The following is a 14,016-nucleotide window of genomic DNA, read 5'->3' as shown; positions in this document are numbered from 1 at the left end:
GGGTCAGTCGTTGGCGTGCAGCGCCGCATTCAGTTCGACGCCGGTGCCCTTGGTGGGAACCACCTCGACGGCGCCGGTGACCGAGTTGCGGCGCAGCATCAGGTTGGAGCGGCCGTTGAGGTCCTTGGCCTTGACGACGGTGCCGTCGGGGCCGCTGACTTTGGTGCCGGCGGTGACGTACAGGCCGGCCTCGACGATGCAGTCGTCGCCGAGGGAGATGCCGACACCGGCATTGGCGCCGAGCAGGCAGCGCTTGCCGATGGCGATGACCTCCTTGCCGCCGCCGGACAGGGTGCCCATGATCGACGCGCCACCACCGATGTCGGAGCCGTCGTCGACGACGACGCCGGCGGAGATGCGGCCCTCGACCATCGAGTTGCCGAGCGTGCCCGCGTTGAAGTTCACGAAGCCCTCGTGCATGACGGTGGTGCCGGCGGCCAGGTGTGCGCCGAGGCGGACACGGTCGGCATCGGCGATGCGCACCCCGGACGGCACGACGTAGTCGACCATGCGGGGGAACTTGTCGACGCCGTACACGGTCACGGGGCCACGGATGCGCAGGCGCGAGCGCACCAGTTCGAAGTTGTCGACGGCGCACGGGCCGTAATTGGTCCACACGACGTTGGCGAGCAGACCGAACACGCCGTCGAGGTTGGCGCCGTGCGGCCGGACGAGGCGGTGCGACAGCAGGTGCAGCCGCAGGTAGGCGTCGTGCGCGTCGGCCGGCGGCTGGGACAGGTCGGCGATCGTCGTGCGGACCGCGACCTGGTTGACCTCGCGCGCCTCGTCGGCGCCGACGAGCAGCGCGAAGTCCGACGGGATGTCCGTGCCCTCGAGCCGGGACGTGCCCGTCTCGCTGTATTCGCCCAGCGTGGGGGCCGGGTACCAGGTGTCGAGAACGGTGCCGTCCGCCGCGATGTTGGCGATGCCTACTGCTGATGCTCCCTGTGCACTCACGGTCGTGAAGCGTACGCGAGGCGTCGTCGTTCGCACCGGCGGCCTGGGAAATCGCTCCACGTATTGTTCTTGCATGTCTGCACCGCGCCTGGACCTGCACGCCGATCCGATCGAGCTGACCGCTGCGCTGGTCGACATCCCCAGTGTCTCGCAGGACGAGGCGGTGATCGCCGACTCCGTCGAACAGGCGCTGCGCGAGCAGACCACCGGTTTCGAGATCGTCCGCAGCGGCAACGCGGTCCTCGCGCGGACCCGGCTCGGCCGGCCGAGCCGGGTGCTGCTGGCCGGGCATCTCGACACCGTGCCCATCGCGGACAACGTGCCGTCGCGGCGCGACGGGGAGTTGCTGTACGGCTGCGGCACGGCCGACATGAAGTCGGGCGACGCGGTGTTCCTGCACCTGGCCGCCACCATCGCGGACCCGGCGCACGATCTGACGCTGGTCTTCTACGACTGCGAGGAGATCGCCGCGGCCTACAACGGTCTCGGCCGCATCGAGCGGGACCTGCGGGACTGGCTGGACGCGGACGTGGCGATCCTCGGCGAGCCGACGGCCGGGCAGATCGAGGCGGGCTGCCAGGGCACCCTGCGGGTGCGGATCTCGGCGACCGGGATGCGCGCGCATTCGGCGCGGTCCTGGCTGGGTGACAATGCGATCCACCGGCTGGCCCCGGTGCTGGAGCGGCTCGCGGCCTACGAACCGCGATCGGTGGACATCGACGGCTGCGTCTACCGCGAGGGTCTGTCCGCGGTACGGATCGCCGGCGGCGTCGCCGGCAACGTGGTGCCCGACGCCGCGGACCTCGACGTCAACTTCCGGTTCGCGCCCGACCGCACCGTCGAGCAGGCTCTCGCGCACGTGCGGGAGGTGCTCGACGGTCTCGACGTCACCCTCGAGCTCACCGACAGCTCGCCCGGCGCGCTGCCCGGCCTGGCCCACCCCGCCGCCGCGGACCTCGTCGCCGCGGCCGGCGGCCGGTTCCGGGCCAAGTATGGATGGACGGACGTCGCGCGCTTCGCGGCGCTGGGGATCCCGGCGGTCAACTACGGTCCCGGCGATCCGAACCTCGCGCACAAGCGCGACGAGCACGTGCCCGTGAAGCAGATCACGGAGGTCGCCGGCACGCTGCGGAGGTATCTGGCCGCCTGATGCACGATGCGGGGCATCGGCCGGGGCGGCCCGGCGGCATCCCCTAATCTGGGCGCATGGCGCGCGACACCGACCCCGGATCCCGCGACCGTGCGAGTGCCGATGTGGTGCACCGCGGTCCCGTCCAGTTGCGCCGGGACCGGGCGACCGAGACCACGACGATGGACCAGCGACTGCTGGACCGGAGGGGCCCCTCCGACTGGGTGCACACCGATCCGTGGCGGGTGCTGCGCATCCAGAGCGAGTTCGTGGAGGGTTTCGGTGCGCTGGCGGAGGTGCCGCGCGCGGTGGCGGTCTTCGGCTCTGCCCGCACCCCCGTCGACCACCCCGAGTACGTCACCGGCCGTGCCCTCGGGGCCGCGTTGGCCGCGGCGGGCTATGCGGTTGTCACCGGCGGTGGGCCGGGGGCGATGGAGGCGGCCAACCGGGGCGCGAGCGAGTCGGGCGGGTTCTCCGTCGGACTGGGCATCGAGCTGCCGTTCGAGCAGGCGCTCAACGAATGGGTCGACCTCGGACTGAACTTCCGCTACTTCTTCGCCCGCAAGACGATGTTCGTGAAGTACTCCCAGGCCTTCGTCTGCCTGCCCGGCGGTTTCGGCACGCTCGACGAGCTGTTCGAGGCGCTCACGCTGGTCCAGACCCACAAGATCACCCGGTTCCCCATCGTGCTGCTGGGCACCCACTACTGGGCGGGGCTGCTCGAATGGATCCGGCACGCGATGGTCGGCGAGGGCCGGATCTCACCGAGCGACCTCGATCTGCTGTACCTGACCGACAGCGTGGAGGAGGCGGTGCAGATCGTCGTCGACGCCCATCGCGGGCAGGACGAGTCGGCGCTGTACGGAGGGGGCGGGGCGTGGTGAGCGGTTTCCATCCGTTCGAGGGCATCGGCGGCGAGCGCACCGTCGAGGCGCGGGCGGTGTGCGTGTACTGCGCCTCCGGGCCGGTCGACGAGTCCTACCTCGAGCTCGCGGCGGCGGTGGGGACCGCCATCGGACGGCGCGGCTGGCAGCTCGTCTCCGGCGGCGGCAACGTGTCGATGATGGGTGCGCTCGCCCAGGCGACGCGCGCCGCCGGCGGGCACACCGTCGGTGTGATCCCCAAGGCGCTGGTGCACCGCGAGGTCGCCGACGTCGACGCCGACGAGCTGATCGTCACGGACACGATGCGCCAGCGGAAGCAGGCGATGGAGGAGCGCGCCGACGCGTTCGTCACGCTGCCCGGCGGGATCGGCACCCTCGAGGAATTGTTCGAGACGTGGACGGCCGGCTATCTGGGCATGCACGCCAAGCCGGTGGTGCTGCTCGACCCGGTGGGGCACTACCGGGGGCTGCTCGACTGGCTCGAGGCGATGGTGCCGACCGGCTTCGTCAACCGCCACGCGCTCGACGGCCTGCAGGTCACCGGCGACATCGACGACGCCCTCGACCGCTGCGCCGGGTGAGGGGCTTCCGCTTCGCGCCGAGGTTGCTTACTCTGCAGTAAGTTCCTGTCCGCCAGTAACCGAGGATGCCATGACCGAGTCCGGCTCGACGATCTCCCTGGTGGGTCTCGCCACCCAGCTTCCGCGAATGCTGCCCGACGCACCGAGCCTGCTACGCGGCGCGCGGGGTCTCATCCGGCGGCCGGACGCGCGCGAGACGATCGGGTCGGTGTTCCAGCGCCTCGCGGAGCGGAACCCGGACCGGCCGTTCCTGCGATTCGAGGGCGACGCCCTCAGCTACGGCGACGCCAACGCCCAGGTCAACCGCTACGCCGCCGTGCTCACCGCGCAGGGTGTGCGCACCGGCGACGTCGTCGGCGTGCTGATGAAGAACCGTCCGGAGGCGTTGCTCGTCGCGCTCGCCACGGTCAAGCTCGGTGCCGCGGCCGGCATGCTCAATCACCATCAGCGCGGCGAGGTGCTCGCGCACAGCCTCGGCCTGCTCGACAGCCGGGTGCTCGTGGTCGGGGAGGAATGCGAGGAGGCCCTGGAGTCCCTCGACGGGGCGCCGCCGGCCGGAAAGGTGCTGCGCGTCGGCGAACTCGACGACCTCGCCGTCGCCGCCGACTCCGCGAACCCCGCCGTCACCGACCGCCTGCAGGCGAAGGAGACCGCCTTCTTCATCTTCACCTCGGGCACCACCGGCATGCCCAAGGCCAGCCGGATGACCCATTTCCGGTGGCTGAAGTCCATGTCGGGCCTGGGCAGCCTGGGCGTCCGGCTGCGCCGCGACGACACCCTGTACTGCTGCCTGCCGCTGTATCACAACAACGCCCTCACCGTGTCGCTGTCGTCGGTGCTCGCCGCCGGCGCCACCTTCGCGCTCGGCCGCAAGTTCTCCGCCACCGGATTCTGGGCCGACGCGAAGCGCAACGGCGCGACGGCGTTCGTCTACATCGGGGAGATCTGCCGCTACCTGCTCAACCAGCCACCGTCGCCGGACGACCGCGACAACGGCATCCGGTTGATGGTGGGCAACGGACTGCGGTCCGAGATCTGGACCGAGTTCACCCAGCGGTTCGGCATCGCCCGCGTCGCCGAGTTCTACGGCGCCAGCGAGTGCAACATCGCGTTCGTCAACGCGCTCAACCAGCCGCGCACCGCGGGTGTCTGCCCGCTTCCGTACGCAGTGGTCGACTACGACCACGAGACCGGCAAGGCGCTCCGCGGACCGGACGGCCGGCTGCGCCGGGTCGGCCGCGGCGAGGTGGGCCTGCTGCTGGCGAAGGTCACCGACCGTGCCCCGTTCGACGGCTACACCGATCCCGAGGCGAGCGAGTCCAAACTCGTGCGCGACGGCTTCGAGGACGGCGACACCTGGTTCGACACCGGCGACCTCGTCCGCAGCCAGGGCTTCATGCACGTCGCGTTCGTCGACCGCCTCGGCGACACCTTCCGGTGGAAGGGCGAGAACGTCGCCACCACCGAGGTCGAGGCGGCCGTGTCGGCGAACGAGTCGATCTCGCAGGCAGTGGTCTACGGGGTCGAGATCCCCGGCACCGACGGCCGGGCCGGCATGGCCGCGATCACGCTCCACGACGGGGCCGAGTTCGACGGCACCGCGCTCGCGGCGCAGCTGTACCGGGCGCTGCCGTCGTACGCGGTGCCGCTCTTCGTCCGTGTCGTCGGCGAACTCGAGCACACCTCGACGTTCAAGAGCCGCAAGGTGGACCTGCGCAAGCAGGGCTACGCCGACACCGGCGACGACCCCGTCTACGTGCTCACCGGGCCGGAGGAGGGCTACCGGCCCGCGTACGACGGCTACGTCGAGGCCGTCGCCGGGGGCGAGCTGCCGGCGGGCTGACTCCCGCTGGGCCGGTTCCTGCCCGGGCCCGCCCGCGGGTGCGTGCCAGGATGGAAATCATGACCGCCTCCGTCACCGTCTCGCCGACCCTCTGCGGCCGCCCGGTCGCCACCGACCGGGCCCTGGTGATGGCGATCGTCAATCGCACTCCGGACTCGTTCTACGACCGGGGCGCGACCTTCACCGACGACGCTGCGATGGCGGCCGTGGATCGGGCCGTGGCCGAGGGCGCGGACCTCGTCGACATCGGCGGCGTGAAGGCCGGCCCCGGCGAGGTGGTCGACGCGGCGGAGGAGACCCGGCGGGTGGTGCCGTTCGTCGCGGCGATCCGGGCCCGCCACCCCGGGCTGCTCATCAGCGTCGACACCTGGCGCAGCGACGTCGCGCGGCGCGCGGTGGCGGAGGGGGCGGATCTGATCAACGACACGTGGGCGGGTGCCGATCCGGAACTGGTGACCGTCGCGGCCGAACTCGGCGCGGGCATCGTCTGCTCGCACACCGGAGGTGCGGTCCCGCGCACCCGGCCGCACCGCGTGCGCTACACCGACGTCGTCGCCGAGGTGACGCGCGAGATCGTCGCCGCGGCCGAGCGGGCCGCGAAGGCCGGGGTGCCCGGCGACGCCATCCTCATCGATCCGACCCACGATTTCGGCAAGAACACCTTCCACGGCCTCGAGTTGTTGCGGCACGTGGACGTTCTCGTAAATACCGGGTGGCCCGTGCTCATGGCGCTGAGCAACAAGGACTTCATCGGGGAGACTCTGGGGGTGGAACTCGCCGACCGGTTGGAGGGCACATTGGCAGCGACAGCACTTGCGGCCGCGGCAGGCGCGCGGATGTTTCGGGTGCACGAGGTGGCGGCGACCCGTCGCGTGGTCGACATGGTGGCGGCCGTCGTCGGAACGCGCCCCCCGGCGCGCACCGTCAGGGGGCTGGCATGAGCACCGCGATGACCCGGCCGTGGGCCGAGGCGAACAGCTGGGACGAGCCCGGATGGAGCATCGCCGAACTCGAACGCGCGAAGCGGGGCCGAACCGTGTCGGTGGTGCTGCCCGCGCTCAACGAGGAGACGACCGTCGCGGGGGTGGTGGACACCATCCATCCGCTGCTCGGCGGGCTGGTCGACGAGCTGATCGTGCTGGACTCGGGGTCCACCGACCGCACGGCGGAGCGGGCCCGCAGCGCCGGCGCCCGCGTCCTCTCCCGGGAAGAGGCGGTGCCGGGCCTCGCCCCGGTGCCGGGCAAGGGGGAGGTGCTGTGGCGCTCCGTCGCGGCCACCACGGGTGATCTCATCGCGTTCGTGGATTCGGACCTGCTCGACCCCGATCCGGCGTTCGTCCCCAAGCTGCTCGGACCGCTGCTCACCGGCGACGGAATCCACCTGGTCAAGGGCTATTACCGCCGCCCGCTCCGGGTCAGCGGCGCCGAGGAGGCCAACGGCGGGGGGCGGGTCACGGAACTGGTGGCGCGGCCGCTGCTCGCGGCGCTGCGGCCGGAGCTGACGTGCGTGCTGCAGCCGCTGGGCGGCGAGTACGCCGGTACCCGGGAACTGCTGTCGGCGGTGCCGTTCGCGCCCGGCTACGGCGTCGAGATCGGGCTGCTGCTCGACACCTACGACCGGCTCGGGATCGGCGCGATCGCCCAGGTCAACCTCGGCGTGCGCAAGCACCGGAACCGGCCGCTCGGGGAGCTGGGGGTGATGAGCCGGCAGATCGTCGGCACCATGCTCGCTCGCTGTGGGATCCCCGACTCGGGGGCGGGCCTGACCCAGTTCCTGGTGGACGGCGACGCGTTCGTCCCCGTCACCACGGAGGTCAGCCTCGCGGACCGGCCCCCGGCCGCCACCGTGGCCTGACGCCCCGGGCGCCCTGTCGGTGGCCCGTGCCAAGATCGGTACATGCTGACGGTTCTGCTCTACCTGCTCGTCATGGTGGTCGTCGGCGCGGTGCTGTTCCTCGTGGCGAGCGCGGTGTTCGGCCGCGGGGAGACCCTGGCGCCGATCCCGCCGGGCACCACCGCCACGGCCCTGCCGGTCACCGACGTGACCGGCGCGGACGTCCGGGATCTGCGTTTCCAGCAGGTGCTGCGGGGCTACAAGACCGCCGAGGTGGACTGGGCGCTCGACCGGCTCTCGCACGAGATCGACGACCTGCGGGCCAGGCTCGCCGCGTACGAGGACGCCGAGCGGGGCACGCCCGGTGGCGACGCCGCGGTGGGGCAGGCCGACGCATCCGTTGCGGCAGAGGCCGCAGGGGACCGCTCGGACAGGGGGGAGTAGCGATGGACGAGGACCGGGTGCGCTGTCCGTGGGCGGTGGATCCGCCGGGGTCCACGCTGTACCGGGACTACCACGACGAGGAGTGGGGCCGCGAGCTGCACGGGCGCGACGAGCTGTTCGAGCGCCTTGCCCTCGAGGCGTTCCAGTCGGGGCTGTCGTGGCTGACGATCCTGCGCAAGCGGGAGGCGTTCCGGTCGGCGTTCGCGGGGTTCGACGTCGAGGTGGTCGCCCGCTACACGGACGACGACGTCGCTCGCCTGCTCGGCGACGCCGGCATCGTCCGGAACCGGCGCAAGGTCGAGGCGGTGGTCGCCAACGCCCGGGCGGTGCTCGACCTGGAGGGCACGGACCTCGACGCGCTGCTGTGGTCGTTCGCGCCGGCGCGGCGCGCCCGGCGGTTCCGCTCCGTGGCGGAGGTGCCGGCGGTGACACCGGAGTCGACGGCGATGGCCCGCGAACTGAAGCGGCGCGGCTTCGCGTTCGTCGGTCCTACCACGGCGTATGCGCTCATGCAGGCCACCGGCATGGTCGACGATCACCTCGCCGACTGCTGGGTCGAGACGGACGTTCGACCAGTTTCCGGCCACATTAGGGCATAGTCAGCTACCCGGCGGTCGGCCGGATAGGGAAGAATGATGTGGCGAGCCTCGTCGAATTCCGACGAGGCCCCCACGGTAACCCACGCGCGCAAGAGTCGAGCGCAGATTTGGAGGGAGCAGAGGATGGCGGCCATGAAGCCCCGGACCGGGGACGGTCCCCTCGAAGCAACCAAAGAGGGACGAGGAATCGTCATGAGGGTTCCACTCGAGGGTGGCGGACGTCTGGTCGTCGAACTCACGCCGGAGGAAGCTGCAGCGCTCGGCGAAGAGCTCAAGGGCGTCACCAGCTAGGTGTCGGCACCCGGCGACGATTCGCCGGGTTCTCCGGGCCCCGCGCTCCACGGTGCGCGGGGCCCGTTGCTGTTCGTACTCCGGTGCTCTTCGTTTCTCGGAAGGACTGCCCGTGCTCGACGCGGTGACCGATCTGCTCGCCTGCCCGCAGTGCGAGCGCGGACTCGATCTCGACGACGGCGTGCTGCTGTGCGAGGCCGGGCACAGCTTCGATGTCGCCCGCCAGGGGTATGTCAGCCTCCTCACCGGGGCCGCGACGCGGTTCACCGGCGACACCGCGGAGATGATCGCCGCGCGGGCGGACTTCCTCGAGGCGGGACACTACGATCCGCTGCGCGACGCCGTCGCCCGCGCCTGTGCCGAGCGTCCCGGCGGCGACGGCACCGCCCGCGTCCTCGAGGTGGGCGCCGGCACCGGGCGGTATCTCGCGGCGGTGCTCGACGCGCTGCCGGGCAGCCGCGGCGTCGGGCTCGACGTGTCCAAGCCCGCGGTCCGGCGCATCGCCCGCAGCCATCCCCGCGTCGGGGCCGTGCTCGCCGACGTGTGGCGGCAGTGGCCGATCCGCAGCGGCGTCCTCAGCCACGTGCTGTCCGTCTTCGCGCCGCGCAACGCCGCCGAGACGCACCGGGTCCTCGCGCCGGGCGGCGTGCTCGTCGTCGCGGCCCCCACCCCGTCGCACCTGCGCGAGCTGGTGGCCCTGCCCGGCATGCTCCAGGTGGACGAGCGCAAGACCGAGCGGCTCGGGGCGGCCCTGTCCGGCGCGTTCGAGCGGGTCGACCGCGCCGACGTGCAGTACACCCTGGAGCTCGACCGTCCGGCACTCGGACAGCTGGCCGGCATGGGGCCCTCGGGGCACCACCTGACCGCCGAGCGGCTGGCGGAGCTGGTCTCGGGGCTGCCGGAGCCGTTCCCGGTGACCGCCTCGGTGACCGTCACCGTGTGGGAACGGCGCGCGACGCACTGAGCCGGGACGCTCAGTGCCGCGCGGCGGCGACCTCCTGGTACACCGCGAGGGTCTGCCGCGCGATCTGCGCCCAGGAGAACTCCGCGATGGCCCGCACCCGTCCGGCCCGGCCCATCTCCGCAGCCAGGGCGGCGTCGCCGGCGACCTCGTTGATCGCCGCGGCCAGCGCCTGCTCGTACGCCCGCGGCTCGTAGGAGTTGTAGTGCACGAGCCGGCCGGTGACCCCGTCCTCGACGACCTCGGGGATGCCACCGACGTCCGACGCGACGACAGCGGTCTCGCAGGCCATCGCCTCGAGGTTCACGATACCCAGCGGCTCGTACACCGACGGGCACACGAAAACTGATGCCGCGGAAAGGATTTCACGGACCGATTCGGTGGGGAGCATCTCGCGGACCCAGAAGACGTTGCCGCGCCGGCGCTCGAGTTCGGCCACCGCCTGCTCGGTCTCGGCGGCGATCTCCGGGGTGTCCGGCGCGCCGGCGCACAGCACCAGCTGAATCCCGGGGTCCACATCGTGGGCGGCGGCGATGAGGTGCCCGACGCCCTTCTGGCGCGTGATGCGCCCGACGAACGCGACGATCGGCCGATCGGGGTCCACCCCGATCTTCTCCAGGGCGGACGGCTCGCCCGGCTCGGCCGGCCCCGGGTGCCACACCCCGGTGTCGATGCCGTTGCGCACCACGTGCACACGGGCCGGGTCGACGAACGGATATGCGTCCAGCACGTCGAGGCGCATCCCAGCGCTGACCGCGATGACCGCGTCCGCGTGCTCGACCGCGTTGCGTTCGGACCACGAGGAGACGCGGTAGCCGCCGCCCAGCTGCTCGGCCTTCCACGGCCGGCGCGGTTCGAGCGAATGTGCCGTCAGCACGTGCGGCACGTCGTACAGCTCGGCGGCGAGATGCCCCGCGAGGCCGGTGTACCAGGTGTGGGAGTGGACGACGCCGGCACCGCTCGCGGCGTGCGCCATCCGCAGCTCGGCGGACAGCGTCGTCAGCGCCGGGTTGGCGCCCGCCAGTTCGGGGTCGGGTCCGTGGACGAAGGCGCCCTCGCGGGGCGCCCCCATGCAGTGCACGTCGACTTCGCACAGCCGGCGCAACTGCGCAACCAATTCGGTGACGTGCACGCCGGCACCACCGTAGACCTCCGGCGGGTACTCCCGCGTCATCATTGCCACCCGCACCGGATCAAACTATCCGGCGCGTGACGTTCCGGCCACCGATGGGCCTCTTCGCTGGCGGCGGAGGGGGGTGGCGGATAGGTTGACTGTGTGAGGAGCCAGCCCCATGTGCTTGGAATCGTGCTCGCCGGCGGCGAGGGCAAACGCCTGTATCCGCTGACGGCGGACCGCGCGAAACCGGCGGTACCGTTCGGCGGTGCCTACCGACTGATCGACTTCGTGCTGAGCAACCTGGTCAACGCCGGGTTCCTGCGGATCTGCGTGCTGACCCAGTACAAGTCCCATTCGCTGGACCGGCACATCTCCCAGACCTGGCGCCTGTCGGGCTTCACCGGCGAGTACATCACCCCGGTGCCGGCGCAGCAGCGGCTCGGGCCGCGCTGGTACACCGGCAGCGCCGACGCCATCCTCCAGTCGCTCAACCTCGTCTACGACGAGGATCCGGAGTACATCGTGGTGTTCGGCGCCGACCACGTCTACCGGATGGACCCGGAGCAGATGGTGAGCCAGCACATCGAGTCCGGCGCGGGCGTGACCGTCGCCGGCATCCGGGTACCCCGCAGCGAGGCGTTCGCGTTCGGTTGCATCGACACCGACGAGCAGGGCCGCATCACCCAGTTCCTCGAGAAGCCCGCGCACCCGCCCGGCACCCCGGACGATCCCAACGTCACCTTCGCCTCGATGGGCAACTACGTCTTCACCACCAAGGTGCTGGTGGAGGCGCTGCGGGCGGACTCCGAGAACCCGGACTCGGACCACGACATGGGCGGCGACATCATCCCCGCCCTCGTCGCGCAGGGCGCCGCGCACGTCTACGACTTCAACGACAACGTCGTGCCGGGCGCCACCGAACGCGACCGTGGCTACTGGCGCGACGTCGGCACCCTCGACGCGTTCTACGACGCGCACATGGACCTGGTGTCGGTGCACCCGATCTTCAACCTCTACAACCGGCGCTGGCCGATCCGCGGCGCCTCCGAGATGTGGCCCCCGGCGAAATTCGTCCAGGGCGGTCTCGCGCAGGAGTCGATCGTCGGATCGGGCAGCATCCTGTCGGCCGCCACCGTCCGCAACTCGGTGCTCAGCTCCAACGTCATGATCGAGGACGGCGCCACCGTCGAGGGCAGTGTCCTGATGCCGGGCGTGCGCATCGGCAAGGGCGCGGTCGTGCGGCGCGCGATCCTCGACAAGAACGTCGTCGTCGGCGACGGCGAGATCATCGGCGTGGACCTCGAACGCGACCGGCAGCGCTTCGCCGTCAGCAGCGGCGGCGTCGTCGCCATCGGCAAGGGCGTGTGGATCTGATCGGGGCGTGCGCCGGGGCCTAGAGCTTGGCGGCGCAGAGCAGCCCGTCGCCCACCGGCAGCAGCACCGGTGCGAGACGCTCGTCGGTCACCACGGCCCGCGTCGCCTCTCGGACGGCGAGGACGGCGGAGTCACGCTCGCCCGGGTCCGCGACCCGGCCGCAGAGCAGCGCGTTGTGCAGCACGATGACCCCGCCCGGTCGCAACAGCCGCACGCCCTCGCGGACGTAGTGCGGATGATCGGCGGGGGTGGCGTCGACGAAGACCAGGTCGTAGGCAGAGTCGGCCAGCCGCGGCAGCACGTCCAGCGCGCGCCCGTTGATCAGCCGGGTGCGGGACGCCGTGACGCCGGCCTCCCGGAACGCGGTCTTGGCGGCACGCTGATGCTCGGGCTCGCTGTCGATGGTGGTGAGGACGCCGTCCTCGCGCAGGCCCCGCAGCAGCCAGAGTCCGCTGACGCCGGCGCCGGTGCCGACCTCGACGACCGTCCGTGCGTCGAGCATGCGGGTGAACATCGCCAGGGCCGCGCCCACTGCTGCCGGGATCGGATCTGCGCCGAGATCGAGGGCACGCTCACGCGCCAGGGCGAGGTTCTCGTCCTCGGTGACGTTCTCGACGTGGGCCAGGATCCGTTCGGCATTCGTGTGCACCCCAGTGAGGTTATCGTCGCCGGGGGCCGGTCGCAGGCAGGCGCGCACGGCGGGTGGATTCTCAGGCGATGCTCAGGTTGCTCATATCGGCACCACATCCCCGTGCGTGAGGGTGTAGATACCACATCAGACCGCACCGACAGCGCGATCGGGGTACCGGGAACAAGCCGGCGCCCTCGGGTGTTGGACGAAGACACCGACACCCACGATCAGCGGTCCCGAAGAGGAGGATCCAGCGATCCACATGGCCGATTCCCCCCAGCTACCCAGCCCCGACGCCGAGCCCACGGCCGACGTCGAGCTCACCGGCACGGCAGTGTTCGACGCCACCGGTGACCGTGCGGTGATGCCGTCGTGGGACGAGCTGGTGCGCGAGCACGGCGACCGGGTGTACCGGCTCGCCTATCGCTTGTCCGGAAACGCGCAGGACGCCGAGGACCTCACCCAGGACACGTTCATCCGGGTCTTCCGCTCGCTGCAGAACTACCAGCCGGGCACCTTCGAGGGCTGGTTGCACCGCATCACCACCAACCTGTTCCTCGACATGGTCCGGCGCCGCAACCGCATCCGTATGGAGGCGCTGCCCGAGGACTACGACCGCGTGCCCTCCGAGGGCCCCGACCCCGAGCAGATCTACCACGACGCCCGGCTCGGCGCCGACCTGCAGTCCGCCCTGGACTCGCTGGCGCCGGACTATCGTGCTGCTGTCGTCCTGTGTGACATCGAAGGCCTGTCCTACGAGGAGATCGGTGCCACACTGGGAGTCAAGCTCGGCACGGTGCGCAGCCGCATCCATCGCGGACGGCAGGCGCTGCGTGAGCACCTGCGCGAGCATGGGAAGGTCGAAGTCGGTCGAGTCGATGCGGGGTAGCCGCCAGGAGGATTTCATGACGAGGGCACACCCGACCCGCCGGTTCGGTTCCACGGAGCACCTGGCGAGTGAGGCTGTGGCAGCGTACGTGGACGGCGAACTGCGGATGAACGCGTATCTCCGGGCGGCCGAGCACCTGGCCGTGTGCCCGGAGTGCGCCACGGAGGTCGAGGCCCAGCAGCAGGCCCGGCGCGCGTTGCGCGACGCCGCCCGGATGGCGCCGCCCCCGATGCCGAGTTCCCTCCTGGGTGCCCTCGCCGACATCCCGCAGCACCACCAGGACCTGTCCGCGCCCGGCTTCGGGGGAGTGCTGGCGGCCGACCAGTCCTGGCCCGCCGGGCGGCGCTGGCCGATCCGTTGGCGCCGTTGACGGTGTTCGCGTCCTTCCGCGCCGTGATCGACCCGCGACGGTCGGTGGCGGTGCCGCCGGTGCCATCGGTGATACTGGGCACCGTGACTGACGGACACGGGGGAGACGGGCA

General features: G+C 71.4%; 16 protein-coding genes. 13 read left to right on the top strand and 3 right to left on the bottom strand.

The window, feature by feature from the left end; genetic code table 11:
• Positions 1-3: 3 nt before the first annotated feature.
• The gene (dapD, locus tag JYA75_RS23500) at positions 4-957 is read right to left on the bottom strand and encodes a 2,3,4,5-tetrahydropyridine-2,6-dicarboxylate N-succinyltransferase (protein WP_029542360.1); all 954 of its coding nucleotides are present in this window, start codon (positions 955-957) and stop codon (positions 4-6) included.
• A gap of 73 nt (positions 958-1,030) precedes the next feature.
• Between dapD and dapE the strand changes: the two genes are divergently transcribed.
• The 10 genes from dapE to JYA75_RS23450 all read left to right on the top strand — a co-directional run bounded on the left by dapE (position 1,031) and on the right by JYA75_RS23450 (position 9,526).
• The gene (dapE, locus tag JYA75_RS23495; RefSeq protein ID WP_006933989.1) at positions 1,031-2,107 is read left to right on the top strand and encodes a succinyl-diaminopimelate desuccinylase; all 1,077 of its coding nucleotides are present in this window, start codon (positions 1,031-1,033) and stop codon (positions 2,105-2,107) included.
• A 56-nt stretch (positions 2,108-2,163) separates the two neighbouring features.
• The gene (locus tag JYA75_RS23490) at positions 2,164-2,970 is read left to right on the top strand and encodes a TIGR00730 family Rossman fold protein (RefSeq protein WP_006933996.1); all 807 of its coding nucleotides are present in this window, start codon (positions 2,164-2,166) and stop codon (positions 2,968-2,970) included.
• Positions 2,964-3,551 carry a TIGR00730 family Rossman fold protein gene (locus JYA75_RS23485; RefSeq protein WP_006933997.1) on the top strand — a complete coding sequence of 196 codons (588 nt, stop codon included), beginning with the start codon at positions 2,964-2,966 and terminating at the stop codon, positions 3,549-3,551. The genes JYA75_RS23490 and JYA75_RS23485 overlap by 7 nt, the downstream gene beginning before the upstream one ends.
• A 70-nt stretch (positions 3,552-3,621) precedes the next feature.
• Entirely contained in the window at positions 3,622-5,394 is a 1,773-nt protein-coding gene (locus tag JYA75_RS23480) for a long-chain-acyl-CoA synthetase (protein WP_006938811.1), read from the top strand.
• Between the two features lie 59 nt (positions 5,395-5,453).
• On the top strand, positions 5,454-6,335 hold the full coding sequence (gene folP / locus JYA75_RS23475) for a dihydropteroate synthase (protein ID WP_029542462.1): 882 nt from the start codon (positions 5,454-5,456) through the stop codon (positions 6,333-6,335).
• The gene (locus JYA75_RS23470) at positions 6,332-7,249 is read left to right on the top strand and encodes a glucosyl-3-phosphoglycerate synthase (protein WP_029542464.1); all 918 of its coding nucleotides are present in this window, start codon (positions 6,332-6,334) and stop codon (positions 7,247-7,249) included. The genes folP and JYA75_RS23470 overlap by 4 nt, the downstream gene beginning before the upstream one ends.
• A 42-nt stretch (positions 7,250-7,291) precedes the next feature.
• Positions 7,292-7,672, top strand: a complete 381-nt coding sequence (locus tag JYA75_RS23465) for a DivIVA domain-containing protein (protein ID WP_006938805.1) — start codon at positions 7,292-7,294, stop codon at positions 7,670-7,672.
• 2 nt (positions 7,673-7,674) lie between these two features.
• The gene (locus JYA75_RS23460) at positions 7,675-8,271 is read left to right on the top strand and encodes a DNA-3-methyladenine glycosylase I (protein ID WP_006938803.1); all 597 of its coding nucleotides are present in this window, start codon (positions 7,675-7,677) and stop codon (positions 8,269-8,271) included.
• 123 nt (positions 8,272-8,394) lie between these two features.
• Positions 8,395-8,562 (top strand): DUF3117 domain-containing protein, encoded by a 168-nt coding sequence (locus tag JYA75_RS23455; RefSeq protein ID WP_003936084.1) that lies wholly within the window; start codon positions 8,395-8,397, stop codon positions 8,560-8,562.
• Positions 8,563-8,674: 112 nt separating this feature from the next.
• Positions 8,675-9,526, top strand: a complete 852-nt coding sequence (locus tag JYA75_RS23450) for a putative RNA methyltransferase (RefSeq protein WP_050034861.1) — start codon at positions 8,675-8,677, stop codon at positions 9,524-9,526.
• A gap of 10 nt (positions 9,527-9,536) precedes the next feature.
• On the opposite strand, the gene glgA is transcribed toward JYA75_RS23450, so the two are convergent.
• Positions 9,537-10,712 (bottom strand): glycogen synthase, encoded by a 1,176-nt coding sequence (glgA, locus tag JYA75_RS23445; RefSeq protein WP_050034862.1) that lies wholly within the window; start codon positions 10,710-10,712, stop codon positions 9,537-9,539.
• An 87-nt stretch (positions 10,713-10,799) separates the two neighbouring features.
• On the opposite strand from glgA, the gene glgC reads away from it, so the two are divergent.
• A complete protein-coding gene (gene glgC / locus JYA75_RS23440; protein WP_037200697.1) occupies positions 10,800-12,014 on the top strand; it encodes a glucose-1-phosphate adenylyltransferase in 1,215 nt (404 codons plus the stop codon).
• A 19-nt stretch (positions 12,015-12,033) separates the two neighbouring features.
• On the opposite strand, the gene JYA75_RS23435 is transcribed toward glgC, so the two are convergent.
• Positions 12,034-12,663 (bottom strand): O-methyltransferase, encoded by a 630-nt coding sequence (locus tag JYA75_RS23435; RefSeq protein WP_006938797.1) that lies wholly within the window; start codon positions 12,661-12,663, stop codon positions 12,034-12,036.
• 244 nt (positions 12,664-12,907) lie between these two features.
• Between JYA75_RS23435 and sigE the strand changes: the two genes are divergently transcribed.
• Positions 12,908-13,534 carry an RNA polymerase sigma factor SigE gene (sigE, locus tag JYA75_RS23430; protein WP_006938796.1) on the top strand — a complete coding sequence of 209 codons (627 nt, stop codon included), beginning with the start codon at positions 12,908-12,910 and terminating at the stop codon, positions 13,532-13,534.
• Positions 13,535-13,550: 16 nt separating this feature from the next.
• A complete protein-coding gene (locus JYA75_RS23425; protein WP_185713676.1) occupies positions 13,551-13,904 on the top strand; it encodes a zf-HC2 domain-containing protein in 354 nt (117 codons plus the stop codon).
• Positions 13,905-14,016: the final 112 nt, after the last annotated feature.

The sequence above is a fragment of the Rhodococcus sp. PSBB066 genome (assembly GCF_017068255.1).
Classification (GTDB): domain Bacteria; phylum Actinomycetota; class Actinomycetes; order Mycobacteriales; family Mycobacteriaceae; genus Rhodococcus; species Rhodococcus aetherivorans.
This window is presented reverse-complemented; position numbering and strand designations above follow the sequence as displayed.

Coding starts and splice junctions, on each gene's coding strand:
- JYA75_RS23490 (WP_006933996.1), top strand. CDS start 2,164: ATGGCGCGCGACACCGACCCCGGATCCCGCGACCGTGCGAGTGCCGAT.
- JYA75_RS23480 (WP_006938811.1), top strand. CDS start 3,622: ATGACCGAGTCCGGCTCGACGATCTCCCTGGTGGGTCTCGCCACCCAG.
- dapE (WP_006933989.1), top strand. CDS start 1,031: ATGTCTGCACCGCGCCTGGACCTGCACGCCGATCCGATCGAGCTGACC.
- JYA75_RS23425 (WP_185713676.1), top strand. CDS start 13,551: ATGACGAGGGCACACCCGACCCGCCGGTTCGGTTCCACGGAGCACCTG.
- JYA75_RS23460 (WP_006938803.1), top strand. CDS start 7,675: ATGGACGAGGACCGGGTGCGCTGTCCGTGGGCGGTGGATCCGCCGGGG.
- JYA75_RS23455 (WP_003936084.1), top strand. CDS start 8,395: ATGGCGGCCATGAAGCCCCGGACCGGGGACGGTCCCCTCGAAGCAACC.
- sigE (WP_006938796.1), top strand. CDS start 12,908: ATGGCCGATTCCCCCCAGCTACCCAGCCCCGACGCCGAGCCCACGGCC.
- JYA75_RS23470 (WP_029542464.1), top strand. CDS start 6,332: ATGAGCACCGCGATGACCCGGCCGTGGGCCGAGGCGAACAGCTGGGAC.
- folP (WP_029542462.1), top strand. CDS start 5,454: ATGACCGCCTCCGTCACCGTCTCGCCGACCCTCTGCGGCCGCCCGGTC.
- JYA75_RS23465 (WP_006938805.1), top strand. CDS start 7,292: ATGCTGACGGTTCTGCTCTACCTGCTCGTCATGGTGGTCGTCGGCGCG.